Here is a 26,997-nt window from a genome sequence, read left to right on the forward strand (position 1 = left end):
GGCCCTGACCGTCACCCGTTCATCTCGGCCAGATGCCGGTCCAGATCGTCCAGCCTGTCCTGACCCCAGAACCGCTGGTCGTCGGGCGTGATGTAGAACGGTGCGCCGAAGACACCCCGATCCACGGCTTCCTCGAGGTTGGCGGCATAGGTTTCTGCCCCCACCAGCAAGCCGCTGTCTGCCAGACCGGGATCAAACCCGGCTTGCGTCAGACATTCGCGGATGACATCGTCCTGTGCGATATCCTTTTCCTCGGCCCAGCAGGCGCGAAGGAAGCTATGACACAGCTTACCCACATCGCCCGAGCCGTCCTTGATCGCGGCAATAACCGCATAAGATGACAGGGCCATGTTGGTCGGCCAGTGCGCGGGTTTCAGATTGAACTCCATCCCCAGATTCTTCGATTGGCGCAGCAGCTCCTGTGCGCGGTACTCGATACGAGAGATATGCCGGTCTTTCGGAGGGGTCCCCCCGGTGCGCGCGAACAGGGCGATAATGTCCAGCGGCTTATAGTTGATCGTCGCGCCGTGTTTCGCCGCGATTTCTTCCAACCGCATCCCTGCCAGATAGGAATAGGGCGAGAGTGTCGCAAAAAAGTAGTCAATCTGGGTCATGTGCACTTTCTCCGCTGCGTTACCTTTGCGGGACGGTAAGGCCATGCTAAGCGGTGTCAACATCACGATTCTGTCACATTGCCATTGCTGCCCGGGGACCTCAGCCGATGCCGACACTTCACGAACCCAAGCTTATCGCTGGGAACGCCAACCTTCCGCTTGCCCAAGCCATCGCACGCCGCATGAGCCTGTACCGAGGCGTTGATCAGGGTCTGGTCGATGCGCGTGTCGAACGGTTCAACGACGGTGAGATTTTCGTGGAAGTGTTCGAAAATGTGCGCGGCGAGGATATGTTCATTATCCAACCGACCTCGAACCCGGCCAATGACAACCTGATGGAACTGCTGATCATTGCCGATGCGCTGCGCCGGTCGTCCGCGCAGCGGATCACCGCCGTGATCCCGTATTTCGGGTACGCCCGTCAGGACCGTCGCACCAAGGCCCGCACGCCCATCAGCGCCAAGCTGGTGGCCAACATGCTGACAGGGGCCGGGATCGAACGGATCCTGACCATGGACTTGCATGCGGCCCAGATTCAGGGCTTTTTCGATATGCCCGTGGACAACCTTTATGCCTCGCCCATCTTTGCGCTGGATGTGAGGCATCAGTTCAAGGGAAATCTGGATGAAATCATGGTCGTTTCACCTGACGTGGGCGGCGTGGCCCGCGCGCGTGAACTGGCCAAGCGGATCAACGCCCCTTTGTCGATCGTGGACAAGCGCCGCGAGAAAGCGGGCGAAGTGGCCGAGATGACCGTGATCGGGGATGTGAAGGACAAGATCTGCCTGATCGTGGACGACATGTGCGACACCGCCGGAACGCTGTGCAAGGCGGCGCAGGTGCTGCTGGATAACGGTGCGAAAGAAGTTCATTCCTACATCACGCATGGCGTCATGAGTGGCCCTGCGGTGGAACGGGTGACAAATTCGGTGATGAAGTCGCTGGTGCTGACCGATACGATCCAGCCAACCAAAGAGATATTGAGCGCCAAGAACATCCGGATTGTTCCGACTGCGCCAATCTTTACACAGGCGATCCTGAACATCTGGAACGGAACCAGCGTGTCATCCCTGTTCGAAGACAAGACGCTGACGCCGATCTACGAATCCATGTACCAGATGGATTGAGTTTGGACGGGTCGACAGAATGTGTCGTCCCTTTCTTTTTGAACCACCGATTGCGCACAAGTCTGCCTCATGCGCGCGATCAGCGACACAAGCGGACCGATCTCCATGACTGGCAACAAACGCATTGTTCTTTCCAGCGACCACGCGGCAATCGAGCTGCGTCAGGCCGTGGCCAACCACATCGCGCAGCAAGGATGGGACGTGGTCGATATCGGGCCGACGACCCCGGAAAGCACCCATTACCCCAAACACGGCAAGGCCGCGGCACTGACTGTTGCCTCGGGTGATTGCGGATTGGGGATAATCCTCTGCGGCACGGGTCAGGGCATCATGATGGCCGCAAACAAGGTGCCCGGCATTCGCTGCGGCGTCTGTTCGGACGCGTTTTCCGCCCGGATGATCCGCCAGCATAACAATGCCAATATGCTGTCGATTGGCGCGCGTGTTGTCGGCGAAGGACAGGCGCTGGATATTGTGGATGCGTTTCTGGGTGCCGAATTTGAAGGCGGCCGCCACGCCACACGGGTCGATATGATCGAAGCGCAGGACGACTGAGGCCTGCGCCTGTCCTGCAAGCCCAGGATCAGGAAATGTCCCAGTCGTCCGGGTGTGCCACCTCTCCAAACGCGGTCCAGCTGATCCGGATGCGGGCAATCCGCGTGTCGGACCATGTACGAAACACCGCTTCAAACCCTTCTGTGGTGACATTTTCTGCCTGAACCTCGGCGCGCAGGGCTGATGATGTGTCGACATCCCAAAGGGAAATCCCGATCTGAACCATGGGCGGGCTAAGAAACGTGTCCTTGAATTGGATGGGTTTCCGACGTTCGCGGGGGCCTTCGCCAGTCCACATGTCCCCGCCTTCGGCAAATTCCGAAAACAGAACACTTTCACCTTGATCGATGCCAATGGGATGGGTCAGAAATTTTTTCATGTTTTCATCATTATACTTGAATTTCCGCAACTTATCCCTGCTTTTTGGCAAAAGCACGACAAAAAAACGGCCCCGCAATCGCGAGGCCGTTCCAATTTTTCACTGTTAAGCCAATTACAGGCTCATATGCGTCCCAAGCGCTTCCATGTCGGCCAGCAGCTTGGCGGCTTCGTCGACGATCGACATATCGTCGCCGCCCTTTGCCGCTTCGTGCGAGGCGCGTGCCTCGGCAATCAGCTCGTCCATATGCGAACGGGTGATTTCCGAAACCGGAACCGCCTTTTCGGCCAGAACCGACAGGCTGTCGCCGTTGATCTGGGCAAACCCGCCGGTGACCAGGTATTCGCTGGACCCTTCGGGTGCCTCAACCTTCAGCAGACCGGGGCGCAGCGTTGTGATGGTGGGGGCGTGATCGGGCATCGCCGTCATGTCCCCGTCTGCGCCGGGAATCTGGACCGCGGTGACCTCGAGCGAAGCTAAGCTCCGCTCGGGGCTGACGAGGTCGAAATGCATCGTGTTTGCCATCAGGGATACTCCTTAGGCGGCTGCTGCTGCCATTTTTTCGGCTTTGGCGATCACTTCGTCGATGCCGCCAACCATCAGGAAGGCTGCTTCGGGCAGGTGATCGTATTCGCCAGCCACAACGGCCTTGAACGACGAGATGGTGACATCCAGAGGAACCTGAACCCCCGGCGAGCCGGTGAAGACCTCGGCCACGTCGAACGGCTGTGACAGGAAGCGTTCGATCTTACGGGCACGGGCCACGGTCAGCTTGTCCTCTTCCGACAGTTCGTCCATGCCGAGGATGGCGATGATGTCCTGCAGCGACTTGTAGCGCTGGAGGATCTGCTGAACGTCGGTCGCAACCTTGTAGTGCTCTTCCCCGACGATGGCCGGGTCGAGCAGGCGCGAGGTCGAGTCGAGCGGGTCAACCGCAGGGTAGATACCCTTTTCCGAGATCGCACGGTTGAGAACGGTGGTCGCGTCGAGGTGCGCAAACGAAGTTGCCGGCGCGGGGTCGGTCAAGTCGTCCGCAGGCACGTAGATCGCCTGCACCGAAGTGATCGATCCGGCCTTTGTCGAGGTGATGCGTTCCTGCAGGGCACCCATGTCAGTGGCCAGTGTCGGCTGGTAGCCCACAGCGGACGGGATACGACCCAGCAGAGCCGACACTTCGGAACCCGCCTGCGTGAAGCGGAAGATGTTGTCGACGAAGAACAGAACGTCGGTACCAGACTGGTCGCGGAACTGCTCGGCCAGGGTCAGTCCGGTCAGAGCAACACGCGCACGCGCACCCGGAGGCTCGTTCATCTGACCGTAAACCAGGGCCACCTGGCTTTCCGACAGGTTGTCCGGCTTGATCACGTTCGATTCGATCATCTCGTGGTACAGGTCGTTGCCTTCACGGGTCCGTTCACCAACACCCGCAAACACCGAGAAGCCCGAGTGCACTTTTGCGATGTTGTTGATCAGTTCCATGATCAGAACAGTTTTACCAACGCCGGCGCCGCCAAACAGGCCAATCTTACCGCCTTTGGCGTAAGGGGCCAGCAGGTCAACCACCTTGATGCCGGTGACCAGAACTTCCGACTCGGTCGACTGTTCGGCAAAGGTCGGTGCGGGCTGGTGGATAGCGCGAACTTCGGTCGCCTCTACCGGACCTTTTTCGTCGATCGGCTCGCCGACGACGTTCAGGATGCGGCCCAGGGTGGCATTGCCAACCGGAACCGAGATCGGTGAACCGGTGTCGGTGACCACTTCGCCACGGACCAGACCTTCGGTCGCGTCCATCGCGATGGTGCGGACAGTGTTTTCACCCAGGTGCTGAGCAACTTCCAACACCAGGCGCTTGCCATTGTTGGTGGTTTCCAGCGCGTTCAGAATTTCAGGCAGCTGATCTTCGAAGTGCACGTCGACGACGGCCCCGATGATCTGTGTGACTTTGCCTTTTGCATTCGCCATGTTTCGTCTCCGGTTTGTCTCTACAGCGCCTCGGCGCCGGAAATAATTTCAATCAGCTCGTTGGTGATCACGGCCTGACGCGAGCGGTTGAACTGGATCGTCAGCTTGTCGATCATCTCACCCGCGTTGCGCGTCGCGTTGTCCATTGCGGACATCCGCGCGCCCTGTTCAGACGCTCCGTTTTCGAGCAGAGCCGAGAAGATCGCGGTCGCAACCCCCTTGGGCAGCAAGTCGGCCAGAATGGCCTCTTCGCTGGGCTCGTAGTCGAAGATGGCACCGCTGTCGTCACCTTCCGATTCCTCGAACGAGGCGGGGATGACCTGCTGTGCCGTCGGGATCTGGGTCACAACGTTGACGAACTTCGAATAGAAGATCGTGGCAACGTCGAACTCGCCCCCGTCGAAGCGGGACAGGATGTCCTTTGCGATGTCCTGCGCGTTGGAATAACCCAGACGCTTGACCTCACTCAGGTCCACATGCCCAACGAACAAATCGCCAAAATCACGCTTGAGCGCGTCACGGCCTTTCTTGCCGACGGTCAGGATCTTGACCGTCTTGCCCTTGCCGCGCAGCTCTTCCGCCTTCTGGCGGGCCAGCTTGGCGATGTTCGAGTTGAAGCCGCCACACAGGCCGCGTTCAGCTGTCAGCACAACCAGCAGATGGACATCATCACTGCCCGTACCACGGAGCAGCTTGGGGGCGCTGTCGCTGCCCCCAACCGACGCCGCCAGCCCCGCCATCACGGCATTGAACCGCTCGGCATAAGGGCGCGAGGCTTCGGCAGATTCCTGGGCGCGGCGCAGTTTTGCGGCCGCGACCATCTGCATGGCCTTGGTGATCTTGCGGGTCGATTTGACCGACTCGATCCTGTTTTTAAGGTCCTTCAGACTAGGCATCGGAACCTCCTATCAAGCGAAGGTCGCGGCGTATTCGTCGATCGCTGCTTTGAGTTTGTCGGACGCTTCACCTTTGATCTTTGGATCTTCGTCGGTGATCCACTTCAGCAGGTCTGCGTGCTTGCCGCGCAGATGCGCCAGCAGACCGGCCTCGTAGCGGCCAACGTCAGATACATCGATCTTGTCGAGATAGCCGTTGGTGCCAGCGAAGATGACGCAGACGATTTCCGCGTTGGTCAGCGGCGAGTACTGCGGCTGCTTCATCAGCTCGGTCAGGCGCGCACCACGGTTCAGAAGCTGCTGGGTTGCGGCGTCGAGGTCGGAACCAAACTGCGCAAAGGCCGCCATTTCGCGATACTGAGCCAGTTCCAGCTTGACCGGACCGGCAACCGATTTCATCGCGTCGGTCTGAGCCGACGAGCCCACACGCGAAACCGACAGACCGGTGTTCACAGCAGGACGGATGCCCTGATAGAACAGTTCGGTTTCCAGGAAGATCTGACCGTCGGTGATCGAGATCACGTTGGTCGGAATAAAGGCGGAAACGTCACCACCCTGGGTCTCGATAACCGGCAGAGCCGTCAGCGAACCAGCACCGAAGTCTTCGTTCAGCTTTGCCGAACGTTCCAGCAGGCGGGAGTGGAGGTAGAAAACGTCACCCGGATAGGCTTCGCGGCCCGGCGGGCGACGCAGCAACAGCGACATCTGACGATAGGACACGGCCTGTTTCGACAGGTCATCATAGATGATCAGCGCGTGACGGCCATTGTCACGGAAATATTCTGCCATCGCGGTTGCGGCATAGGGTGCCAGGAACTGCATCGGTGCCGGGTCGGACGCGGTTGCGGCGACAACGATCGAATATTCAATCGCACCGGATTCTTCCAGTTTCTTCACCAGCTGGGCAACGGTCGAACGCTTCTGACCGATCGCAACGTAAACGCAGTACAGTTTCTTCGACTCGTCGTCGCCCGCTGCTTCGTTATAGACTTTCTGGTTCAGGATGGTGTCCAGAGCCACGGCGGTTTTACCGGTCTGGCGGTCACCAATGATCAGCTCGCGCTGGCCACGGCCAATCGGGATCATCGCGTCAACCGATTTCAGGCCGGTTGCCATCGGTTCGTGCACCGATTTACGCGGAATGATACCGGGTGCTTTGACGTCTGCAACGCCGCGCTTGGTGGCATTGATCGGACCTTTGCCGTCCAGCGGGTTGCCCAGACCGTCAACAACACGGCCCAGCAGCTCGTCACCGATTGGAACGTCCACGATCGAGTTTGTGCGCTTGACGGTGTCACCTTCTTTGATGTCACGGTCAGAACCGAAGATAACGACACCGACGTTGTCGCTTTCCAAGTTCAGCGCCATCCCCATGATACCGCCGGGGAATTCGACCATCTCACCGGCTTGAACGTTGTCCAGGCCATATACACGGGCAATCCCGTCACCGACGCTCAGCACGCGACCGATCTCGGCCACTTCGGCTTCCTGACCAAAATTCTTGATCTGGTCCTTCAGGATTGCAGAAATCTCTGCAGCTTGGATTCCCATTTATCCGACCTCTTTCATTGCATTCTGTAGGGAGTTCAGCTTCGAACGGATCGAACTGTCGATCATTTTCGAGCCCACTTTGACGACAAGACCGCCGATGAGGCTTTCATCAACGGTCGCATTGATAGTTACGGTCTTGCCCACACGCTCGGACAGCGTCTTGGACAGTTTTTCCAGTTGTGTCTTGGTCAGCGCCTTGGCCGAGGCGACATCGGCGGTCACTTCGCCACGCTCATCAGCCAGCATGTCACGCAGCACCTGCACCAGTTGCGGCACAACAAACAGGCGGCGTTTCTGCGCCATCAGACCCAGCGTATTGCGCAGGATGGCGTTCAGGCCCATCTTGTCAGCAATTGCGGTGATCGCAGCTTCCTGCCGAGTACGCGAAACCAGCGGCGATGCGATCAGGTCGCGCAGGTCGGCACTGTCGCCCAGTGCTGCTGCCAGATCATTGATGCCGGATTCCAGACCCGCAAGGTCATTATTCTCTTTTGCGATCTCGAAGATCGCGGTGGCATAGCGCTCGGCGATGCCTGTGGAAATCGAAGCTGGTTCGGACACGTCCACCCTTCCGATATTTGAGGCCCCGATTTTGGGTAGCGGCCGCTACCTTGGGGCGTGAGGAAACCCCGGCCAGACGGTCGGGGATCAAAATCACCGGGGATGTAGCAGAGGTGAACCAACCAAGCAATACGCTATAGCGGTAACAGATTTATCCACAAAATGTTAATTTTCATACACTTACACCAAGTGCGACCGTTTGGACCGGTCGCGGCAGTTGAAAAATGTTACGAATATGCAGGTTTTTGCGATTCCTGTGACTTTTTTCTCGCGAATTTGTCACTTTGGGATGCACACGGTTGTCACGCAGGCTTTAGCAGACCATCAAGCGCCTTGATAGGCTTCCTGATGGCATCTTTGGTGACATTGCCCCGGGGCGGATGAATGTTCTTTGTGACCTCGACCATCAACACCCCGCCCGCCATGACAGTTGGAATGCGCTGGCCAGTTTTTTCGATCAGACTGCCCGACTTCAACCAGAACCGCCGGAAGGACGGCGGCATGTAAAGAGCCGAGCAATGCGCCTCGGGCAGGAAGTAGTGCGACCTGAGCTGATTTTCCAGCTGAGTGGCGGAATAGGGACGGCCAAAGCCAAATGGCGTTTTGTCCATACGTGACCACAGACCCGCCCGGTTCGGAACAATGAACACGGCCCTGCCACCGGGGCCCAGAACGCGCCAGCATTCCTCGAGCAGCTGGTTTGGCCGCTCGGACGTCTCCAGCCCGTGCATCACCACAAGCTTGTCCACGTGACCGGTTTCAATGGGCCACCGGGTCTCTTCCGTCAGGACCGAGACATTGGGCATCCCCGCAGGCCAGGGCATCACACCTTGCGGGCCGGGCATCAGCCCGATGACCCGGCGCGCATCGGCCAGATAAGGGCGCAACAGCGGCACGGCAAAGCCAAAACCGGCAACTGTCTGACCTTTGGCTTCGGGCCAGAGCTCGGTCAGCCGCCCGCGAATAGCCGCCTGTGCCGCGCGCCCAAGGGTGCTGCGGTAGTAGAAGTTCCTCAGATCCTGCACATCAAGATGCATTGCGGACATCCGGTCAATCGGCTTAGCTGGGCGCAGTCTAGCAATGAAAGGGCAAAAGGCCATGCCTCTTGAAATCGTTACAATCCCGTGCCTCAGCGACAATTACGCCTTTCTGGCCCATGACAGCGGCAATGGCCAGACTGCGCTGATCGATGCCCCAGAAGCCACGCCGATTCTTGCGGCGCTGGAAGATCGGGGATGGGCGTTGTCACATGTGCTGCTGACCCATCATCACTGGGATCACGTTGAAGGGCTAGCCGAAATTCTGGCCAAACACCCTACAATGGTCATCGGTGCGGCCGCCGACGCGCACCGCCTGCCCCCGCTGGACCAGCAGGTTGCCGAAGGCGACAGCTTTGAGGTCGGTGGCGAACCAGTCGAGGTGATGGACGTTTCGGGGCACACGGTTGGTCATATCGCGTTTTATCTTCCGCAAAGCGCGGTCGTCTTTACCGCTGACAGCCTGATGGCCCTCGGATGTGGACGTCTGTTCGAAGGCAGCCCGGCGCAGATGTGGGCGTCGCTGAGCAAGCTGGCCGCTTTGCCGGACGACACTCTGGTCTGTTCGGGGCATGAATATACACAATCCAACGCAAAATTCGCCATTACCGTCGATCCCGAGAACGCTGCGTTGAAACAGCGAATTGCCGATATCGACCGCGCCCGCGCCGCTGGCGAAGCCACTGTTCCGTCGATTTTGGCGCTTGAAAAAGCCACCAACCCGTTCCTGAGGGCCACTGATCCGGCGATTCAGGCCCATCTTGGTATGGCAAACGCCGATCCTGCGGCGGTTTTCGCCGAAATCCGGGGTAGAAAAGACAGGTTCTGATGCTTATTTGCCCCTCTTCACGGCCACGGTCACAACAAATGTGACTGTCAAGTGAAAGAAAACCCTTGAAGCCGGGCCACGATCAACCAAACTCTAATAGTATGAGGACATGGTTGGGATGGGGTTCCGGCCGAAAGCCCGCCCCCTTCTGACCCAAGACAGAGGAGCACCCGCGTGCCTTCATTCTCGAGCACACTGGAACAAGCCATCCACGCGGCCCTTGCGGCTGCGAATGAACGGCGACACGAATTTGCAACGCTGGAGCATTTGCTGCTGGCGCTTCTGGAAGAACCCGATGCGGTGCGCGTCATGAAAGCGTGCAGCGTCGATCTGGACGAGTTGCGCAGCACTCTGGTTGAGTTCATAGACGAAGATCTTTCAAATCTGGTCACGGATATCGACGGGTCCGAAGCCGTACCGACGGCAGCGTTCCAGCGCGTCATTCAGCGCGCCGCAATCCATGTGCAAAGCTCGGGCAGGACCGAAGTGACCGGTGCCAATGTACTGGTCGCCATTTTTGCCGAGCGCGAAAGCAATGCCGCCTATTTCCTTCAGGAACAGGACATGACCCGGTACGACGCGGTCAATTTCATCGCCCATGGCGTGGCCAAAGACCCCGCTTATGGTGAAAGCCGGTCGGTATCCGGTGCGGATCAGGTGGAAGAAGAAGCTCAGACAGGATCCGGCGACACGGAACAAAAAGAAAGTGCGCTTGGGAAATACTGCATTGACCTGAACGCGAAATCGCGCGCGGGTGATGTCGATCCGCTGATCGGGCGCGCGGATGAGGTGGAACGCTGTATCCAGGTGCTGTGCCGCCGCCGCAAGAACAACCCGCTGCTGGTGGGCGATCCGGGCGTGGGCAAAACCGCCATTGCCGAAGGTCTGGCGCACAAGATCGTCGCCGGAGAAGCCCCAGATGTCTTGGCACACACCACCATCTATTCGCTGGATATGGGCGCACTGCTGGCCGGGACCCGTTATCGCGGCGATTTCGAAGAGCGCCTGAAGGCGGTTGTAACCGAGCTGGAAGAGCACCCCGACGCAGTGCTGTTCATCGACGAAATCCATACCGTGATCGGTGCCGGTGCAACCTCGGGCGGGGCGATGGATGCCTCGAACCTGCTGAAGCCTGCGTTGCAGGGCGGCAAGCTGCGCACCATGGGCTCGACCACCTACAAAGAGTTCCGACAGCATTTTGAAAAGGACCGAGCCCTGTCGCGCCGGTTCCAGAAGATCGATGTGAACGAACCTTCGGTTGAAGACAGCGTCAAGATCCTGCGCGGTCTGAAACCCTATTTTGAGAAACATCACGACATCAAATACACCGCTGATGCGATCAGAACCGCAGTCGAGCTGTCGGCACGTTACATCAACGACCGCAAGCTGCCCGACAAGGCCATCGACGTGATTGATGAGGCTGGCGCGGCGCAGCATCTGGTGGCGGAAAGCAAACGGCGCAAGACCATCGGGGTCAAAGAGATTGAGGCCGTGGTTGCCAAGATCGCCCGCATCCCGCCCAAGAACGTCACCAAGGACGATGCCGAGGTGCTGAAAGACCTCGAAGCCTCGCTGAAACGGGTGGTCTTTGGGCAGAATCTGGCGATCGAGGCGCTGGCCAGCGCAATCAAACTGGCGCGCGCCGGCCTGCGGGAGCCTGAAAAGCCCATCGGCAACTATCTGTTTGCCGGTCCGACCGGTGTGGGCAAGACCGAGGTGGCGAAACAGCTGGCGGATACGCTGGGCGTTGAACTGCTGCGTTTCGACATGTCGGAATACATGGAGAAACACGCGGTCAGCCGTCTGATCGGCGCACCTCCGGGCTATGTCGGGTTCGATCAGGGGGGTCTGCTGACCGACGGTGTCGACCAGCATCCGCATTGTGTGTTGCTGCTGGACGAGATTGAAAAGGCGCACCCGGACGTGTTCAACATCCTGTTGCAGGTGATGGACCATGGCGAGCTGACTGACCATAACGGTCGTACAGTGAACTTCCGCAACGTGGTGCTGATCATGACCTCGAACGCGGGGGCGCAAGAGCAGGCCAAGGCCGCGATCGGGTTCGGTCGTGACCGTCGAGAGGGCGAAGACACTGCCGCGATTGAACGCATGTTCACGCCGGAATTCCGCAACCGTCTGGATGCCGTGATCTCGTTCGCGCCGCTGCCGAAAGAGGTCATTTTGCAGGTGGTCGAGAAATTCGTCCTGCAACTGGAAGCCCAACTGCTGGATCGTGGTGTGACCATTGATCTGACACCCAAAGCCGCCGAATGGCTGGCGGACAAAGGGTATGACGACAAGATGGGTGCGCGCCCGCTGGGCCGTGTCATTCAGGAATACATCAAGAAACCGCTGGCCGAAGAGTTGCTGTTTGGCAAGCTGGCAAAAGGCGGTGTGGTCCGTGTCTCGGTCAAGAAGGGTGATCTGGATCTTGATATCCTTGGCCCGGATCAACCGCGCATTTCGGGTGACAAGCCTCCGCTTCTGACGGCAGACTGATCGCCCACCGCATCAAACAGAAAACCCGCCTACCAAGGCGGGTTTTCTTCGTTTCGCCCAACACAGACAAGGACTCATCCACTCGACCGGGGTCGCGTTAGCGTCTCGGTTATACTGCGTGTGAAACGCCTGTCTGACATGCGCCGCCTTGATTCTCCAACGGCTCTGGTCACTGTGGCCGGTATCGCCAATAACCGGTTGCGGGGCGGCGGCTTGTTTTCGTGGCTGCTGAGGGCCAGAGGCTTTACCTTTCGGTCAGCTTCAACTCGATCCGGCGGTTTTGCGCGTGTGCCTCCGGCGTATCAGCGGGGTTGACGGGCTGGAATTCGCCAAACCCGTTGGCTGCAAGGCGGTTGGGCGGAATGCCCAGCGCGTCAACCATATAGCGCACAACCGACAGCGCGCGACCCTGGCTGAGCTCCCAGTTGTCGCGATACCGGCCCGACCCCGCCAGAGGAACGTTGTCGGTGTGGCCGTCGACCCGGATCACCCAGTTCAGACCGGGCGGGATTTCAGCAGCGACACTGCGCAGGATGCTGGCCACCTTGGCGACCTCCTGCTGCCCTTCTTCGGACAGCACGGCGGACCCGGTCGGGAACAGAACCTCGGACGAGAACACGAACCGGTCGCCTTCGATGCGCACCCCTTCCTGACCGCCAAGGACATCCCGCAAACGACCAAAAAATTCCGAGCGATAGCGTTGCAGATCCTCGGCCTGTGCCGCCAATTCCTGGTTCTGCCCGGCCAGTGCCTCGGCCTCGGCCTCAAGACGCAGGCGTTCCGCTTCTTCCAGTAGACGTCGCCTGCGTTCTTCGGATGCGGCACGGGCCAGCGCTGCGTTCAGGTCCTGCCCTAACGTCTGAATCTGCACCTCGGCGGCGGCGTTGCGTTCTTCGAAATCGTCTAGCAGCGACTGCAAGGAGCCCAATTGCCCGCGCAAGGCGGCGATCTGCTGGTTCAGCAGTGCGGCTTCTCGCTGCGCTTCGACAGAGATTTCTTTTTCTTCCGAAAGCGTCGCATTGGCGAGGTCCAACAAGGCCTGCCGCTGCTCGGCCAGAGAGCGTTGCGCATCAGCATCCGCCTGCGCTTGCGTCTGCGCCTGCAAAGCGGCTTCAAGCTGGGCCCGCAGTTCATCCGGGTTCACGTCGCCAAACTGACGCTCCAACGCGGCACGCGCCGCCTGTGCTGCGGCCAGCAGGGTGAGTGTGTCTTCGGCCTCTTTGCGTTGCGCTTCTAGAGCAAGTGTCATGGCCGTCAGCTCGGCATCGGCATCCAGAAGGCGGTTACGCAACGCCTCGGCGGCGGCGGCTTCGGCCAGACGGGCGGCTTCTTCATCGCTGAGCTGCTGTTCAAGGGTGGTGATCTGGGCGTCCCGGTCGGCGCTGCCTTGCTCCAGATCCGCCACCAGCGCTTCCAGTGCTTCACGACGGGCAGCGGCCAAACGGGCGGCTTCGGTCTGTGCGTCGATTTCCTCGCGGCTTTGGGCAAGGGCCAGGTTCAACGCCTCTTGCTCGGTCAGCAGTTTCGCGCGCTGCGATTCAAGCACTGCAATATCACCCAGTGCCCGTTCCTGTTCGGCCAGCAGGGCTGCCACCTGCGCTTCAAAATTGGTGATCCGGGTCTGCGCCTGATCCAGAGCGGCAGCCTGGCGGTCGCGCTCGGTGGTCAGTGACGCGATCAGTGACTGGGCTTGCGCCAGATCGTCTTCAGCCTGAGACAGGGTGGTATTCAACGCCCCAAGGCGCGCCTGCAACCGGCTGTTTTCGCGTTCTTCCAGCCCCAGCGCACCCGCCAGCGCCGCGATTTCGTCAGCCAATGTGGTCAGTTCGTCTTCCTGACCCGAGATGGTTTCGCGCAGCACAAACTGGATCACCATGAAGATGGTCAGCACAAAGGTCAGCACCATCAACAGCCCCGTCATCGCGTCGACGAAACCGGGCCAGACCGAGCCCTGGAACCGTTGACCGGTGCGGCGGGACAGCGCCATGGGCTATTCTCCTTCCGGCGTGGTGCGTACCGCACCGCGCGGCAGGGTCAGCGCCTTGACCAGCAGTTCAATATCCTTGCGGAACTCATTCATGCTTTCCTGCCGGCCCGCCGAAATCTCTTCGAGGATACGCAGCAGCTGCACATCCATCGAGCGCAGGCGCATCCGGCTTTCGGCGTCGATACCTTCACCCGCACCGTGATCGCGCATGTGATCCAGCAGGGCTTCCTGACCCAGCGCCACGCGTTCCAGCGCCGCCGTAACACTTTCGGTATTGGCCTGACGGTTGTTCATCTCACCGATCACATCGACCAGCAAACCCAGCTTGGCGGAAACCTCGGCCCGGTCGCTTTCCTGCGCAGAGAACAGATCCTGCAAGGCATCCATCTGTTCGGACATGGCGTCCAGCACCGGCGTGAGCACGGCAATTTCGGCACCGCCTTCTTCTCCACCCGCGAAACCTAAGCGGGTGATCGAAGACAGCCATTCTTCAAGCTCGCGATAGAAGCGGTTCTGCCCGTGCCCTGCAAAAACTTCGAGCAAGCCGACGATCAACGACCCGGCCAGACCCAACAGAGACGATCCGAACGCAACGCCCATCCCCTGCAATTGCGCTTCGAGCCCGGTCATCAGGCGGTTGAAAACGGCCAGCCCTTCTTCGCCCTCCTGCGGATTAAGGCTGCGGATCGTATCGACGATGGCAGGTACGGTTGTCGCCAGACCGAAGAACGTACCCAAAAGACCCAGATAGATCAGCACATTGGTGATATAGCGGGTGATCTCCCGCTCTTCCTCGACCCGTTCGGCCACGGAATCCAGAATGGAGCGGGTCGAGGTCGAACTGATCTGCGACCGCGCACCCCGTTCGCGCAGCAATGAGGCCAGAGGTGCCAACAATTGCGGTGTGCGGGCGTCTTCACGAACAACACCGCCGACGAATACCTCGATCCAGCGCACAGACCCGATCAGTTGTGTCACCTGATAGAAACAGGCAAACACGCCGATCAGGAACACCATCAGGATGAAGCCGTTCAAGTACGGGTTGGCGAAGAACACCGGCAACACATAGGGCAGCGCCAGAAACACACCCAGCCCGGACAGGCCGATCGCCATCAACATCAACAGAATCTGTCGCGTTGGATGCGAGAAATGGGGTCTCGCGCCCTGATGTGCCTGCGCCATGCGCGTGGTTCCCGGTATTTGCCTGCTCTGCGTCGAAACTAGCGAAATTCCACTGGTGACGCCAAGAGTTTATGCGGTAATACTGCGCACCCGTTGCGCCAACCACTCAAGATCGGGGTCGCGCAGGCCGATCTCGGCCAGATGTTCGGCAGTGTTGTAGAGGTATTCATCATTCGGGCCGCGTCCGCCAACCGCGTGGGCGATGATCCGGGCCTGATCCTCCAAAGGCATGCCGCCGCAGTATTGCACATGGTCGGCATCGATCACATAGGTCACGGCGTTGACGATGTCGCCATTTTCCAGATGCACATCCAGCATACGTTCGACATAGGCCGACGAGATCAGCTCGCGCTCGCGCAGTTCGTGCAGGGTGCGGTCTTCGTGACCGGTTTCAACCGCAAGGGCCAGACCGGTGCAGATCGCGTTTGCCTGTTCGTCCAGCGCCAGCACCAGACCCGGTTCTTCTTCGGTTCCCCGGTGGTGGATCGAGCTCATGCAGAAGGACCGGGCATAGCCATGCAGTGTCGCGCGTTCGCTGCGTGCGACCGGAAAGCCCGGATTCCACAGCAGCGATCCATAACCGAAAACCCACATCGTCATTGCACTGGTCCTTGCCCGTTTGGGCCTATAAACATCAATTCCGAGGCAGGAAAAAGGGCCAAAGCTCATGCGCCGTGTCATACGAGTAGTCATTTTTATCGGCATCCTGTGGAGCGCCTATTGGTTTGTCGCCGGATATGGCCTGCGCGTGGCAATCACTGGCTGGTTTGATCAACAACAGGCCCGTGGCTGGCTGGCTGATTTCTCGGACGTGACAACGGCAGGGTATCCGACCCACCACTTGACCCGCCTGAACAATCCCGTCCTTGCCGACCCGGTGAATGGCACAGCCTGGAGCGCGGACTGGATCGAATTCGAAAGCCCAGCGATCTGGCCCGGCCGGCAGGTGCTGCGGTTTGCCGAGACGCCCCAACGTCTGTCCTACTACGATCAGACGTCAACGATTGTCGCCGATGATTTGATTGCGGAACTACAGTTGCAACCCGGCGTTTCGCTTGTGCTTGAGAAACTGGCGCTGACGGCAGGGGCTTGGTCGGTGACCGAAAACTCCACAGCACTGGCCGCTGGGGACACCCTAAGCCTGATCATGGCGCAAACATCCCAACCCGAAGCTTATGCCATTACCGCCCGCGCGGATGGGTTCACACCCGGTGACCGGTTGCGGGCCCTTATGAATTCGGCCGCGTCGCTGCCGCAGTCCTTCGAAACGCTGGAACTGGACATGGTCACCACGTTCAGCAAAGTCTGGGACAGGTCGGCGCTGGAACACAGCAGACCGCAGCCCGTGGCCATCGACCTGCGACTGGCCGAGATCAAATGGGGTGGGTTACGCCTGTTTGCGGCTGGTAAGCTGGATGTTGACTCACAGGGTGTTCCGAGCGGTGAGATCGCCGTCAAGGCCGAGAACTGGCGTGATATGATCGACATGGCAAACGCGGCAGGTGCCCTGCCCGATCAGGCGGTTGATCCTGTTACCCGTGCACTGAATTTTCTGGCAGGGTTGGGCGGCAACCCCAATGCGCTGGACCTTCAGCTGAACTTCCGGGATGGTTTTGTAGCCCTGGGGCCGGTGCCGCTGGGCCCTGCCCCGCGGCTGATCCTGCGTTAAAGGCAATACGCTCCGCTGCGGTAGCGTGCCGTATCCAGATGGAAATGATCGCGATGGTAGCCGTCCGAGTTCGGCCCCAATACCGTGCCGAACGGGCCACACGCGCCGCGCCAGATCTTCTGCAATTGCTTCTTTGACGGGTTCTTGCGCCATCCTGCCAGGACGGTCACCACCTCACCATCGGCCATTTTGAAGGCTGAAATATCGATGGCCCGTCCTTTGCCGTGCTCGGAAATCCGCGCGCCTTTGCGGTTGTTGCGAGTTCGGCATGCATAATGGGCTGCCACCTGCAATTCGACCACCGGGCCGCGGCGTTTGAAGGTGGGTTTGACCGTTTTGTCGACCCATTTGTTCAGCGCAACTGCGGTGCCGCAATCCATCGTCGCCGGGCGGCTGAGTGCCACACCGGAAACAGAGGTGATCTGCACCGCATCTTTTACGCCACAGGCCGAGTTGTCGCTGCCGACCCTGCCGACGGGCTTGCCCTGAATGGCGATATCTCCGCAAACTGACCCTTTACGCAGCTTGCGCTTCTTGAAAAGCACCTGCTGTTCAAGCGATTCAGGTCTCAAGTAAGGCATCAGCGAAGTGTCGGGCCCCAGCAGTGGCAATTCCGATGGTCGCGCCAAGGCGGCAGTGACCTGCGGTGAAACCGGGCGTGAGATAGGGCGCAGATCAGTTATAGCCGCCACTGAAACCGGGGCAATGGCAGACACAACCTGAACGTTGTGCTGATCCAGAATCGGACGTGCGGGAGGAACCAGAGATCGTTCCAGAGGTGTTGCCTGTGTGGCCACGGCGCACAACGCCATGATCCCGATCAGAAATTGCCCCCGGTATAACCTCATGAACCTGCCTTTCCCCGCCCGAAATCCGGTGCGTCGGTGTCCTGCCCCGCGTCGATGATGCCGCGACGAATAGCACGGGTATGGGTGAAGTAGTCAAACAAATGTTCCCCGTCCCCGGTCCGGATGGCACGTTGCAGCGCAAACAGCTCTTCCGTGAACCGGCCCAGGATTTCCAGCGTCGCGTCTTTGTTGGACAGGAACACATCGCGCCACATGGTCGGGTCGGATGCGGCGATGCGAGTGAAGTCCCGGAAACCCGCGGCCGAGTATTTGATCACTTCGCTATCGGTCACCCGGCGCAGATCGTCGGCCACGCCAACCATCGTGTAGGCGATCAGGTGCGGCGCATGGGACGTGACGGCCAGAACCAGATCGTGATGATCGGCGTCCATCTCATCGACATGGGAGCCCATACCTTCCCACAACGCCCGAAGGCGGGCGATTGCATCCGGGTCGGTTCCTTCGACGGGCACCAGCAGGCACCAGCGATTGTCGAACAATCTGGCAAAACCCGATTCCGGACCGGAATGTTCCGTCCCTGCCAAAGGATGCGCGGGAATGAAATGCACACCTTCGGGGATATGCGGCTGAACTGCGTGAATGACATGCCGCTTGACTGACCCCACATCCGACAGGGTCGCGCCGGGCTTGAGCACGGGTGCGATGTCTTCTGCGACGGCCCCCATTGCCCCCACAGGCACGCAAAGAACGACAAGATCAGCACCTTCGACCGCTTCGCGCGCCGTGTCACAGACGCGGTCGCACAGCCCGATTCTGCGCGCGGTGTCACGTGTCGCCTCGGACCGGGCATAGCCGGTCACTTCCCCGGCCAAGCCCCCACGCTTGATCGCCCAGAACATGGAGGAGGCAATCAGGCCCAGCCCGATCAGCGCAACCCGGTTGTAAATCTGGCTCATGCTGCGCCCTCTTTGAATGCTGTAATCACCGCAACGACGCGGCGGCAGGCTTCCTCATCGCCCACGGTGATCCGCAGGGCATTCGGCAGGTTGTAGCCTGCAACCCGGCGGACAATCAAACCCTGCGTTTTCAGATAGTCATCACAGGCCTCGGCCTCGGCCCTATCGGCAAAACGCGCGAGGATGAAATTGGTACAGGACGGGTCCGAGGGTACGCCAATCTTGTCCAGCGCCTCGGCCAGCCACACTCGCAGGCGCGCATTTTCAGATTGGCAGAACGTCAGGAAATCGACGTCGCTGATCGCTGCTTCGGCTGCGGCCAGGGCTGTCAAAGACAGGTTGAAGGGCTGACGCACCCGGTTCAGAACATCGATAATCGATTGGTGCGCATACCCCCAGCCGACCCGCATCCCGCCCAGCCCGTACACTTTCGAGAATGTGCGGGTCATGATTACGTTCTCATACGCATCCACCAAAGACGCGCCGCCATCGAAACCGTCGACGAATTCGGCATAGGCACCGTCCAGAACCATCAGGCAGGTATCAGGCAGACCCTGTGCCAGATGGTCCAGCTCGTCGTTCGAGATCATGGTCGAGGTCGGGTTACCGGGGTTGGTCACAAACACGATCCGCGTCTGGCTGGTTACGGCGGCCAGAATGGCATCCACATCGACTTTGCGGTCGCGCTCGGCCACCATGACCGGTGCGGCACCTGCCATGCGGGCGATGATCGGGTACATGGAGAACCCGTGCTCGGTATAGATCACCTCATCCCCCGGCCCTGCATAGGCCTGAGCGATGAATTGCAGCACCTCGTCGCTGCCGACACCGCAGATGATCTGCGCAGGGTCCAGCCCGTGACGTGCGCCGATAGCCGCGCGCAAACTGGCGTGGTCGGTGTTGGGGTACCGATGCAAAGTGGCCGCGCTGTCGCGCACCGCCTCAATCGCCTTGGGGCTGGGGCCGAACGGGTTCTCGTTCGAGCTCAGCTTGATCACATGCTCAACACCCGCCACATGTGACTGGCCGCCCTGATAAAGCGCGATGTCCATAATGCCGGGTTGCGAGGTGATCTTGGTCATGAGAGGCTCCGTTGATTGGGCCCCTCATACCTGTCTCAACGGATTGAGAAAAGCGGCAATTCCATTATGCGGCCTTGAAGCGCGCAGTCGCCGGGTCGGCGTTGTAATACGGTACGAATTCCTCGGTACGGCGGGACAGGTCATTGACACTGTCGATGATGAATTGAACCGTTTCCTCGCTCATCAGGTACGAGAAATTCAGGCGTACCCAGCCGGGTTTCTTCATCTCTTCGCCCGCAGACAAGGCCGCGTGCAGCGCCTCGGACGCGGCGCGGTCAATCCCCAGCAGGCGGTGGGCATAAGGCCCTGCGCAGGCACAGCCGCCGCGTGCCTGTATGCCGTAGACGTCGCTGAGCATCCGGGTAAACAGCTGCTGATGCACAGGCTGCCCCGCATTGTCGCGCACGAGGAAAGAGAAGATCGGCAGGCGATGCGGGTTATTGACCCCAAGCAATGTCAGGTTCGGATTATCCTTCCACCCGTCCAGCGCCATCTGGTTGTACTGCGCCTCGCGCCTTGCGATTTCTTCCGTGCCGACGACATCCTTGACGATAAAGGCCAGCGCCGCGCGGATGTCGCCGATCACGTTGGGCGTTCCCGCCTCTTCCCGCGCAGACAGGTCCGCGCTGTAGTCATGCCGCCACGGTGACACGAAACTTACGGTGCCACCACCCGGCCAGCTGGGGCAGTTCCGTTTGGCTGCAGCCCGGTTTACGATCAGAACACCCGAGGCCCCCGGACCGCCCGGAAACTTGTGCGGGGAAACGACGATCGCATCCTTGCGCGCGTCCGCCGGCCCCATATCCATCGGCAGGTAAGGCCCGCCTCCGGCGTAATCCCAAATCGCCACGGCACCATGCGCCTTGAGCAACCGCGTCACCGGATCAGGGTCAGTGACAATTCCGGTTACATTGGACGCCGCCGAAAAGGAACCGATCAGAAGATCTGCGCCTGCATGGGTCAACAGCGCGGTTTCCAGCGCCCCCAGGTCAACACCGCCACCTTCGGCTTCGGGGATTTCAACCACAAGTGCCTTGCTTTCCCGCCACGGCAGGATGTTCGAGTGATGCTCGTAAGGACCAATCAAGACAACCGGTTGGTCGGCCTCTGCCACCCCGAGCAGGCTGACCAACCGGTTGAGCCCCGCAGTGGCACCAGACCCGGTGAAGATCACCGCATCCTCTTCCTGGGCACCAACAATGCGGGCTATTTCCGCCCGTGCCTCGCGGCGCAGATGTGTCATGTAAGATCCGCAGTAAGAGGCCTCGGTGTGGCTGTTCGCGTAAAACGGCAACACATGTTGCGCCACAAAGTCTTCGACTTGCCGCAAGGCGCGACCCGAAGCGACGTAATCCGCATAGACAAGCGGCACGTCCCCATGCAGACCCGGGATCAGAACATTCTCTCCGATCAGCCCATCGCGCAGGTTTGAATTGTGAGCGGTGGAACAGAGTTCCGCACGAAACTTGGACAGGGACATTGCATTGGCTCCTAACTGTCCGAGTAATGTGATTTATTATTCGCGCGAAAACTTCACCTTTCTTTGCGTGTGTTTTTAATTTATTGTGTCATATGATCAAACATGGCACAAAAATTAGATCAAATTGACACACGACTTCTGAAAGAGCTGCAAAAGGACGCCACTCTGTCGCAACGGGAATTGGCGGATCGTGTGGGGCTTTCTCAGAACGCCTGCTGGCGCCGTCTGAAGGCTTTGAACGAAGATGGTGTCCTGATCGGTTCAACCGCCCGCATCGCACGCGAGAAATTGGGGCTGAGCCTTGTGGTCTTTGTCATGCTGCGCACGCGGCATCATTCGACCGAGTGGCTACAGGCCTTTCGCAGCCACGTTCTGACGATCCCCGAGGTCGTGGATTTTCATCGTATCGGCGGTGACTATGATTATCAGCTGAAAGTCGTCACACAGGATATGGCGTCTTACGACAAGGTGTATCAACGGCTGATCGAAAAGGTCGAGCTGGACAGTGTCACGTCGTATTTCGCGATGGAAGCAATCGCCGAGGGACGACCATTGCCGATATGATCACGCCGTAAACAGCGGGCGTTTTTGTTTGAAAAAGGGTACCGCGATATCGCGGAACGCGACCAGTTTTGCCGAAGGCCAAACATCCGGGTGCGCCACGATCCAGATATCTGCGTAGGGTTGCGGTGAAAGGACCGGAACCTGCACCAAGCCCCGGAGTGAGCGGCCCAGAAACACCGGCATACGCACAACGCCCAACCCTGATTGTGCAGCACCCGCCATCGCGACCATGTCATCAAAGCGCATATGTATCCGCGAGTTCGGATAGATTTTGTCGACGCCGTCCGGCAGGTTCGGCTGCTTTTCATAAAGCAACCAATCCACGGGCGCGTTCGGATCTTGCCGCATTCGCGCAGCCCATTCAGGCGTGGCAAAACAAGCGCTATGCTGTTGCGTCAGGCGCAGACCTTTCAACGTATCGCCGGGGTTGCGGCTGATCCGGATCGCAATGTCGGCTTCGCGTCGATTAAGGTCCAGAATCTCGTTTGCCGCGCGCACCTGCAAAGACACAGCAGGGTGCCTTTGAGCAAACTCGCCCAGCGCCGGGGACAGAACATGGGCAATTAACAGTTGCGGCGCGGTTAAGGTCAGTTGCCCTTCCAATCGGGCATCTCGCCCTGACAAACCACGCAGCATCGCGTGTTCCGCGCTTTCCATCCGGGCAGCATATGCAGCGACCAGGTGCGCCGCTTCTGTCGGCCGATACCCGTCGGCCAGCCTTTCGAACAGCACTTCACCTGTCGCAGCTTCGGCGCGCGCTATTCGGCGCGCGACAGTTGTGTAGTTGACGCCAAGCTCTTGTGCCGCGGCGGACAGGGTACGCCTTCGAACCACGGCAAGTACGGCTCGGTAATCATCCCAATGAATATCCATACATGCAAATTCGCACATCATTGATGCAAATACACGCGTTTTCGCAAAGCAGATCACACCCTAGCTTTTGCCCACACATCAAGGAGCAAAGCCATGATCTATGCCTACGCAAAACTTACCGTAAAGAATCCCGACGCGCTGGCCGCTTATCGCGAACAGGCCGGGCCTGCATTGGCCCGCCATGGCGGAAAGGTCGAACACGCCACAGCAGAAACAACCGCGCTGGACGGCGCGCCGGACTTGCCTGATGTTGCAGCCCTGCTTTCCTTTCCCAACCGGGACGCGGCGCTGGGATGGATCAACGACCCGGAACTAAAAGACATCCACGAGCTGCGTCGCAGCGCAGGCGCGTCAGATATCGTTCTGCTGGGCTGAAAATGAAAAGAGCCGCACCCAAAGGTGCGGCTCTGAATTCCGGATCGGAATGCGAAGATCAGTTCTTCGCGTAGAATTCGACGACCAGGTTCGGTTCCATCATGACCGGGTACGGCACATCACTCAGGCCCGGTGCGCGAACGAACGTTGCGGTCATTTTCGAATGGTCGGCGTCGATGTAGTCAGGAACATCACGCTCGGCCAGGGCAACAGCTTCCAGAACAACAGCCAGTTGCTTGGACTTGTCACGCACTTCGATGACGTCGCCTTCTTTGACGCGGTAGCTGGGGATGTTGACACGCTTGCCGTTCACTTTGACGTGACCGTGGTTCACGAACTGACGCGCAGCGAAGACGGTCGGTACGAACTTGGCGCGATAGACGACGGCGTCCAGACGGCGCTCCAGCAGGCCGATCAGGTTTTCACCGGTGTCGCCTTTGACACGCTCGGCTTCGGCATAGATGCGGCGGAACTGCTTTTCGGTCAGGTCGCCGTAGTAGCCTTTCAGCTTCTGCTTGGCACGCAGCTGCAGACCGAAGTCTGACAGTTTGCCTTTGCGGCGCTGGCCGTGCTGGCCGGGGCCGTATTCACGACGGTTGACCGGGGATTTCGGACGACCCCAGATGTTTTCGCCCATCCGGCGGTCGATTTTGTACTTGGCAGACGTGCGTTTGGTCACGGCTGATCTCCTTCGTTAGGTCGATGCCCAAACGGGCAACTATGAAGGGCGTTGTCCTCTTGAGGTTTCCCTCATGACAGGCTTGCCCTTGCGGGGGCCACCAACACCAATGAAGCCGCGCTTATATCCGCAAAGCCAGCAGAGTCAACATGGCATTCAACGCAGTTTCGAATATAAGCAAAGATATGTTCGCCGCAGGCAGCACAGGCTCCTGCACGTACAGCGACGACCGCCGTCACACCGCTTTCGTCAAGAAAAATACAGGTCGCGTTCAGACCGGAAATGCAACGACGTTCCCGCCGCCTTCAACACCCGCCTTGTGCACCATCACAACCTCGGTCACGTCGACGATCCAGAATTCTTCATCCCGTGGCGGGCAAGCGCCATCGAAAACGATGGTCGGTGCTGCATCATTGGTGTCGGCAACAAGGTTGGCTGAAAACCGCTGCGACCCATTGGTAAGTGTCAAAGCGCCGGTCACATTGCCGGAAACTTCCCGGACAATCGGAAAGCGGTTCTGCAAACGGGTTGCAGCGCCCCGCGCATATCCTATCTGTTCAATGCTGTTTTCGGCCTCGGCGCTCAGCACTATCGCCTGTCCGCGCCATGACCAAGCCGCGCCGACGGCCAGACAAGCCAGAGGCGCGTCCTCGAGTCCGTCAATTTCAGTTTGATCCCATGAAATGGCTACCTGACCGTTAACTCCGGCTCTCATCTGCCCACTCGCACTATTTAACATCCCGATATTCAATCATTGCTTATCAGCACAAAATCCGGCGGAAAAGAGACGGGAATGCAGCATTCACAAGAATGTTGCAGAAGTGAATCAAAAAATATGTGTTCGACCTGAAATCAATACGCGCCTGCGAACAATCCCGTGTCTTGTTCGTTGCTGGCCGTCCGATCATCAACTGGCTGCGACTGATCAGGGTTCGAAATAGAAACCACCGCCCAGAAAAGCGATGGCCACGCTTGCGTGGCCAGACACTCACTCTGTCGGGTCAAATTGATGAGCGCTGACTTTCGTGTCGCGCCTCATATCTACCCGCATTTGGAATGACCGCAGCTGCGGCAGGTCATGCAGCCTTCGATCATGACCATGTCATACTGACCACAGGACGGACAGGCTTTGCCGCGTGGCGCGTCCAGGTTCACCACTTGCGCCTGGGGGTCGGATTTCAACCCCATCCCCTCGCCTTCCAGAAAGCCGATGGCAACCATGTGCTGTTCGATCACGCCCCCGATCGCGGCCAGGATCGATGGGATATACTTGCCTTTGACCCACGCCCCGCCGCGCGGGTCGAAAACGGCTTTCAGCTCCTCGACCACAAAGGACACGTCCCCACCCCGGCGGAACACGGCCGAGATCATCCGCGTCAGCGCCAGTGTCCAGGCGTAATGCTCCATGTTCTTGGAGTTGATGAACACTTCGAACGGGCGGCGGCGGCCCGAGATGATGATGTCGTTGATGGTCAGATAAATCGCGTGCTCGCTATCGGGCCATTTCAGCTTGTAGGTCGACCCCTCCAGCGATTGCGGGCGATCAAGCGGTTCGGACATGTAGATGACGTCGCCGCTTTCAATTTCATGAGGCGCATTCGCGCTTTCCCCCGGCACCTTGTCGTCGCTTTCCGAAACGGTCAGAACCGACCCCGTCACATCGTTGGGCCGGTACGTCGTGCACCCTTTGCAGCCCTGATCCCAGGCCTGCATGTAGACATCCTTGAAGGCGTCAAAGCTGATATCCTCGGGGCAGTTGATGGTCTTGGAAATCGAGCTGTCGATCCATTTCTGCGCCGCCGCCTGCATCTTGACATGATCAAGGGGTGTCAGGGTCTGGGCATTGACGAAATAGTCGGGCAGCGCTGCGTCGCCGAACTTGTCGCGCCACATCTGAACGGCGTAATCCACAACCTCTTCCTCGGTTCGCGAGCCGTCTTTTTGCAGAACCTTGCGGGTGTAGGCATAGGCAAAAACCGGTTCAATCCCCGACGACACGTTCCCGGCATAAAGCGAAATCGTTCCCGTGGGTGCAATCGACGTCAGCAGAGCGTTGCGGATACCATGTTCGCGGATCGCATCGCGGACGTCGTCATCCATTTGCTGCATCGTACCGCTGGCCAGATATTTCTCGGCGTCGAACAGGGGGAACACGCCTTTTTCCTTAGCCAGATCGACCGAGGCCAGATATGCGGCGCGGGCGATTGCGTGCAACCAGCGTTCCGTCTGGCGCGCCGCCTCGTCGGACCCATAGCGCAGGCCCAGCATCAGCAGCGCATCCGCAAGACCCGTCACGCCCAGCCCGATGCGGCGCTTGTCCTGCGCTTCCGCCTCTTGCTCGGCCAGCGGGAATTTCGAGGCGTCCACGACGTTATCCATCATGCGCACGGCTGTCGCGACCAGTCCCTGCAACGCCGGTTCATCCAGATGCGCGGCTTCCCCGAACGGTTCGGCAACCAGCCGCGCCAGATTGATCGAGCCCAGCAGGCACGCCCCGTACGGCGGCAGAGGCTGTTCGCCACAGGGGTTCGTCGCGGCGATGGTTTCAACATAGCTCAGGTTGTTGGCCTGATTGATGCGGTCGATGAAGATCACGCCCGGTTCGGCATAATCATACGTGGCCTGCATGATCTTGTTCCACAGATCGCGCGCCTGAACGGTATGATAGATCTTGCCGTCAAACTGCAACTCCCACGGGCCGTCGGCCTTGACCGCCTCCATGAAGGGATCGGTCACCAGCACCGACATATTGAACATGCGCAGGCGGGCCGGGTCGGATTTGGCGGTGATGAACTGTTCGATATCGGGGTGATCGCAGCGCATGGTGGCCATCATCGCCCCCCGGCGCGAACCCGCGGACATGATCGTCCGGCACATTGCGTCCCACACATCCATAAAGCTGAGCGGGCCCGAAGCATCTGCCGCCACGCCCTTCACATCCGCGCCGCGCGGGCGGATGGTCGAGAAATCATAGCCGATCCCGCCCCCCTGCTGCATGGTCAGCGCGGCCTCTTTCAGCATGTCAAAGATGCCGCCCATGCTGTCGGGGATGGTGCCCATGACGAAACAGTTGAACAGCGTCACCTGCCGCGCGGTGCCTGCGCCAGCGGTGATGCGCCCGGCGGGCAAATACCTGAAATCTTCCAGTGCCTCGTAGAACCTGTCTTCCCAATGATCCGGATCGTCCTCGACCCGCGCGAGGTCGCGGGCGATGCGTCGCCAGCTGTCTTCAACCGTTTGATCGATGGGCGTGCCATCCGCCTGTTTAAAGCGGTATTTCATGTCCCAGATCTGCTCGGCGATGGGGGCGGCAAAGCGGCTCATTGGTGAT

The 26,997-nt window shown here is 59.3% G+C and carries 26 protein-coding genes; 7 read left to right on the top strand and 19 right to left on the bottom strand.

Features of this window, described 5'->3' with window-relative positions:
• Positions 1-11 precede the first annotated feature (11 nt).
• Positions 12-614 carry a 2-hydroxychromene-2-carboxylate isomerase gene (locus AC2FLU_RS18305; RefSeq protein WP_480919154.1) on the bottom strand — a complete coding sequence of 201 codons (603 nt, stop codon included), beginning with the start codon at positions 612-614 and terminating at the stop codon, positions 12-14.
• A 107-nt stretch (positions 615-721) separates the two neighbouring features.
• Here AC2FLU_RS18305 and AC2FLU_RS18310 point away from each other — a divergent pair, with 107 nt between their 5' ends.
• Both AC2FLU_RS18310 and rpiB read left to right on the top strand, forming a co-directional pair.
• Positions 722-1,741, top strand: a complete 1,020-nt coding sequence (locus tag AC2FLU_RS18310; protein WP_480553913.1) for a ribose-phosphate pyrophosphokinase — start codon at positions 722-724, stop codon at positions 1,739-1,741.
• Positions 1,742-1,846: 105 nt separating this feature from the next.
• On the top strand, positions 1,847-2,296 hold the full coding sequence (gene rpiB / locus AC2FLU_RS18315) for a ribose 5-phosphate isomerase B (RefSeq protein WP_480546146.1): 450 nt from the start codon (positions 1,847-1,849) through the stop codon (positions 2,294-2,296).
• A 28-nt stretch (positions 2,297-2,324) separates the two neighbouring features.
• Here rpiB and AC2FLU_RS18320 read toward each other — a convergent pair whose 3' ends face one another.
• The 7 genes from AC2FLU_RS18320 to AC2FLU_RS18350 form a co-directional block, all read right to left on the bottom strand.
• Entirely contained in the window at positions 2,325-2,675 is a 351-nt protein-coding gene (locus AC2FLU_RS18320) for an H-type lectin domain-containing protein (RefSeq protein ID WP_480553912.1), read from the bottom strand.
• Between the two features lie 114 nt (positions 2,676-2,789).
• Entirely contained in the window at positions 2,790-3,200 is a 411-nt protein-coding gene (locus AC2FLU_RS18325) for a F0F1 ATP synthase subunit epsilon (protein ID WP_209504801.1), read from the bottom strand.
• Between the two features lie 12 nt (positions 3,201-3,212).
• Complete coding sequence (gene atpD / locus AC2FLU_RS18330) at positions 3,213-4,637, bottom strand: F0F1 ATP synthase subunit beta (protein WP_480475437.1); 1,425 nt, start codon at positions 4,635-4,637, stop codon at positions 3,213-3,215.
• A gap of 20 nt (positions 4,638-4,657) precedes the next feature.
• A complete protein-coding gene (locus tag AC2FLU_RS18335) occupies positions 4,658-5,533 on the bottom strand; it encodes a F0F1 ATP synthase subunit gamma (RefSeq protein ID WP_480482282.1) in 876 nt (291 codons plus the stop codon).
• Between the two features lie 12 nt (positions 5,534-5,545).
• Entirely contained in the window at positions 5,546-7,084 is a 1,539-nt protein-coding gene (gene atpA, locus AC2FLU_RS18340; RefSeq protein WP_480475432.1) for a F0F1 ATP synthase subunit alpha, read from the bottom strand.
• Complete coding sequence (locus AC2FLU_RS18345; RefSeq protein WP_496809354.1) at positions 7,085-7,645, bottom strand: F0F1 ATP synthase subunit delta; 561 nt, start codon at positions 7,643-7,645, stop codon at positions 7,085-7,087.
• A gap of 302 nt (positions 7,646-7,947) precedes the next feature.
• A complete protein-coding gene (locus tag AC2FLU_RS18350; protein WP_496809386.1) occupies positions 7,948-8,682 on the bottom strand; it encodes a class I SAM-dependent methyltransferase in 735 nt (244 codons plus the stop codon).
• Positions 8,683-8,743: 61 nt separating this feature from the next.
• Between AC2FLU_RS18350 and gloB the strand changes: the two genes are divergently transcribed.
• Both gloB and clpA read left to right on the top strand, forming a co-directional pair.
• Positions 8,744-9,511, top strand: a complete 768-nt coding sequence (gene gloB / locus AC2FLU_RS18355) for a hydroxyacylglutathione hydrolase (RefSeq protein ID WP_480605199.1) — start codon at positions 8,744-8,746, stop codon at positions 9,509-9,511.
• A gap of 174 nt (positions 9,512-9,685) precedes the next feature.
• Positions 9,686-12,010 carry an ATP-dependent Clp protease ATP-binding subunit ClpA gene (gene clpA, locus AC2FLU_RS18360; RefSeq protein WP_480622104.1) on the top strand — a complete coding sequence of 775 codons (2,325 nt, stop codon included), beginning with the start codon at positions 9,686-9,688 and terminating at the stop codon, positions 12,008-12,010.
• 244 nt (positions 12,011-12,254) lie between these two features.
• On the opposite strand, the gene AC2FLU_RS18365 is transcribed toward clpA, so the two are convergent.
• From AC2FLU_RS18365 to AC2FLU_RS18375, 3 genes are all read right to left on the bottom strand, one after another.
• Positions 12,255-13,997 (bottom strand): peptidoglycan -binding protein, encoded by a 1,743-nt coding sequence (locus AC2FLU_RS18365; protein ID WP_480605195.1) that lies wholly within the window; start codon positions 13,995-13,997, stop codon positions 12,255-12,257.
• Between the two features lie 3 nt (positions 13,998-14,000).
• On the bottom strand, positions 14,001-15,179 hold the full coding sequence (locus AC2FLU_RS18370) for a biopolymer transporter ExbB (protein ID WP_496809355.1): 1,179 nt from the start codon (positions 15,177-15,179) through the stop codon (positions 14,001-14,003).
• Positions 15,180-15,248: 69 nt separating this feature from the next.
• On the bottom strand, positions 15,249-15,779 hold the full coding sequence (locus tag AC2FLU_RS18375) for a gamma-glutamylcyclotransferase (RefSeq protein ID WP_267365629.1): 531 nt from the start codon (positions 15,777-15,779) through the stop codon (positions 15,249-15,251).
• Between the two features lie 67 nt (positions 15,780-15,846).
• Between AC2FLU_RS18375 and AC2FLU_RS18380 the strand changes: the two genes are divergently transcribed.
• Positions 15,847-16,848 (top strand): DUF2125 domain-containing protein, encoded by a 1,002-nt coding sequence (locus AC2FLU_RS18380; RefSeq protein WP_496715567.1) that lies wholly within the window; start codon positions 15,847-15,849, stop codon positions 16,846-16,848.
• Here AC2FLU_RS18380 and AC2FLU_RS18385 read toward each other — a convergent pair.
• The 4 genes from AC2FLU_RS18385 to AC2FLU_RS18400 form a co-directional block, all read right to left on the bottom strand.
• A complete protein-coding gene (locus AC2FLU_RS18385) occupies positions 16,845-17,696 on the bottom strand; it encodes an extensin-like domain-containing protein (RefSeq protein WP_496812073.1) in 852 nt (283 codons plus the stop codon). The two genes, AC2FLU_RS18380 and AC2FLU_RS18385, sit on opposite strands and share 4 nt — an antisense overlap.
• Positions 17,693-18,613, bottom strand: a complete 921-nt coding sequence (locus AC2FLU_RS18390; protein ID WP_480553904.1) for a prephenate/arogenate dehydrogenase family protein — start codon at positions 18,611-18,613, stop codon at positions 17,693-17,695. The genes AC2FLU_RS18385 and AC2FLU_RS18390 overlap by 4 nt, the downstream gene beginning before the upstream one ends.
• Positions 18,610-19,695, bottom strand: a complete 1,086-nt coding sequence (hisC, locus tag AC2FLU_RS18395; protein ID WP_496809357.1) for a histidinol-phosphate transaminase — start codon at positions 19,693-19,695, stop codon at positions 18,610-18,612. The genes AC2FLU_RS18390 and hisC overlap by 4 nt, the downstream gene beginning before the upstream one ends.
• A 64-nt stretch (positions 19,696-19,759) precedes the next feature.
• Positions 19,760-21,175, bottom strand: coding sequence for an aminotransferase class V-fold PLP-dependent enzyme (locus AC2FLU_RS18400; RefSeq protein WP_480605185.1), 1,416 nt, complete (start codon positions 21,173-21,175; stop codon positions 19,760-19,762).
• A gap of 102 nt (positions 21,176-21,277) precedes the next feature.
• On the opposite strand from AC2FLU_RS18400, the gene AC2FLU_RS18405 reads away from it, so the two are divergent.
• Positions 21,278-21,739: an Lrp/AsnC family transcriptional regulator gene (locus AC2FLU_RS18405; RefSeq protein ID WP_480475410.1), complete on the top strand. Its 462-nt coding sequence runs from the start codon at positions 21,278-21,280 to the stop codon at positions 21,737-21,739.
• Here the strand turns inward: AC2FLU_RS18405 and AC2FLU_RS18410 are convergent, their stop codons facing one another.
• Entirely contained in the window at positions 21,740-22,612 is an 873-nt protein-coding gene (locus AC2FLU_RS18410) for a LysR family transcriptional regulator (RefSeq protein ID WP_496809358.1), read from the bottom strand.
• 93 nt (positions 22,613-22,705) lie between these two features.
• On the opposite strand from AC2FLU_RS18410, the gene AC2FLU_RS18415 reads away from it, so the two are divergent.
• Complete coding sequence (locus AC2FLU_RS18415; RefSeq protein WP_480475406.1) at positions 22,706-22,987, top strand: DUF1330 domain-containing protein; 282 nt, start codon at positions 22,706-22,708, stop codon at positions 22,985-22,987.
• 58 nt (positions 22,988-23,045) lie between these two features.
• Here the strand turns inward: AC2FLU_RS18415 and rpsD are convergent, their stop codons facing one another.
• From rpsD to AC2FLU_RS18430, 3 genes are all read right to left on the bottom strand, one after another.
• Positions 23,046-23,666 (bottom strand): 30S ribosomal protein S4, encoded by a 621-nt coding sequence (rpsD, locus tag AC2FLU_RS18420; protein WP_170374584.1) that lies wholly within the window; start codon positions 23,664-23,666, stop codon positions 23,046-23,048.
• 271 nt (positions 23,667-23,937) lie between these two features.
• Positions 23,938-24,381 carry a hypothetical protein gene (locus AC2FLU_RS18425; RefSeq protein ID WP_496809359.1) on the bottom strand — a complete coding sequence of 148 codons (444 nt, stop codon included), beginning with the start codon at positions 24,379-24,381 and terminating at the stop codon, positions 23,938-23,940.
• 326 nt (positions 24,382-24,707) lie between these two features.
• Positions 24,708-26,990, bottom strand: coding sequence for an adenosylcobalamin-dependent ribonucleoside-diphosphate reductase (locus AC2FLU_RS18430; protein ID WP_496809376.1), 2,283 nt, complete (start codon positions 26,988-26,990; stop codon positions 24,708-24,710).
• Between the last annotated feature and the right edge of the window lie 7 nt (positions 26,991-26,997).

The organism is Ruegeria sp. SAZD013 (assembly GCF_059612525.1).

Coding starts and splice junctions, on each gene's coding strand:
- AC2FLU_RS18415 (WP_480475406.1), top strand. CDS start 22,706: ATGATCTATGCCTACGCAAAACTTACCGTAAAGAATCCCGACGCGCTG.
- AC2FLU_RS18350 (WP_496809386.1), bottom strand. CDS start 8,682: ATGCATCTTGATGTGCAGGATCTGAGGAACTTCTACTACCGCAGCACC.
- AC2FLU_RS18430 (WP_496809376.1), bottom strand. CDS start 26,990: ATGAGCCGCTTTGCCGCCCCCATCGCCGAGCAGATCTGGGACATGAAA.
- AC2FLU_RS18410 (WP_496809358.1), bottom strand. CDS start 22,612: ATGGATATTCATTGGGATGATTACCGAGCCGTACTTGCCGTGGTTCGA.
- AC2FLU_RS18320 (WP_480553912.1), bottom strand. CDS start 2,675: ATGAAAAAATTTCTGACCCATCCCATTGGCATCGATCAAGGTGAAAGT.
- AC2FLU_RS18305 (WP_480919154.1), bottom strand. CDS start 614: ATGACCCAGATTGACTACTTTTTTGCGACACTCTCGCCCTATTCCTAT.
- rpiB (WP_480546146.1), top strand. CDS start 1,847: ATGACTGGCAACAAACGCATTGTTCTTTCCAGCGACCACGCGGCAATC.
- atpA (WP_480475432.1), bottom strand. CDS start 7,084: ATGGGAATCCAAGCTGCAGAGATTTCTGCAATCCTGAAGGACCAGATC.
- atpD (WP_480475437.1), bottom strand. CDS start 4,637: ATGGCGAATGCAAAAGGCAAAGTCACACAGATCATCGGGGCCGTCGTC.
- AC2FLU_RS18365 (WP_480605195.1), bottom strand. CDS start 13,997: ATGGCGCTGTCCCGCCGCACCGGTCAACGGTTCCAGGGCTCGGTCTGG.
- gloB (WP_480605199.1), top strand. CDS start 8,744: ATGCCTCTTGAAATCGTTACAATCCCGTGCCTCAGCGACAATTACGCC.
- AC2FLU_RS18390 (WP_480553904.1), bottom strand. CDS start 18,613: ATGAGCCAGATTTACAACCGGGTTGCGCTGATCGGGCTGGGCCTGATT.
- AC2FLU_RS18370 (WP_496809355.1), bottom strand. CDS start 15,179: ATGGCGCAGGCACATCAGGGCGCGAGACCCCATTTCTCGCATCCAACG.
- AC2FLU_RS18325 (WP_209504801.1), bottom strand. CDS start 3,200: ATGGCAAACACGATGCATTTCGACCTCGTCAGCCCCGAGCGGAGCTTA.
- AC2FLU_RS18335 (WP_480482282.1), bottom strand. CDS start 5,533: ATGCCTAGTCTGAAGGACCTTAAAAACAGGATCGAGTCGGTCAAATCG.
- AC2FLU_RS18310 (WP_480553913.1), top strand. CDS start 722: ATGCCGACACTTCACGAACCCAAGCTTATCGCTGGGAACGCCAACCTT.
- AC2FLU_RS18425 (WP_496809359.1), bottom strand. CDS start 24,381: ATGAGAGCCGGAGTTAACGGTCAGGTAGCCATTTCATGGGATCAAACT.
- AC2FLU_RS18400 (WP_480605185.1), bottom strand. CDS start 21,175: ATGTCCCTGTCCAAGTTTCGTGCGGAACTCTGTTCCACCGCTCACAAT.
- AC2FLU_RS18385 (WP_496812073.1), bottom strand. CDS start 17,696: ATGAGGTTATACCGGGGGCAATTTCTGATCGGGATCATGGCGTTGTGC.
- hisC (WP_496809357.1), bottom strand. CDS start 19,695: ATGACCAAGATCACCTCGCAACCCGGCATTATGGACATCGCGCTTTAT.
- AC2FLU_RS18405 (WP_480475410.1), top strand. CDS start 21,278: ATGGCACAAAAATTAGATCAAATTGACACACGACTTCTGAAAGAGCTG.
- AC2FLU_RS18375 (WP_267365629.1), bottom strand. CDS start 15,779: ATGACGATGTGGGTTTTCGGTTATGGATCGCTGCTGTGGAATCCGGGC.
- AC2FLU_RS18380 (WP_496715567.1), top strand. CDS start 15,847: ATGCGCCGTGTCATACGAGTAGTCATTTTTATCGGCATCCTGTGGAGC.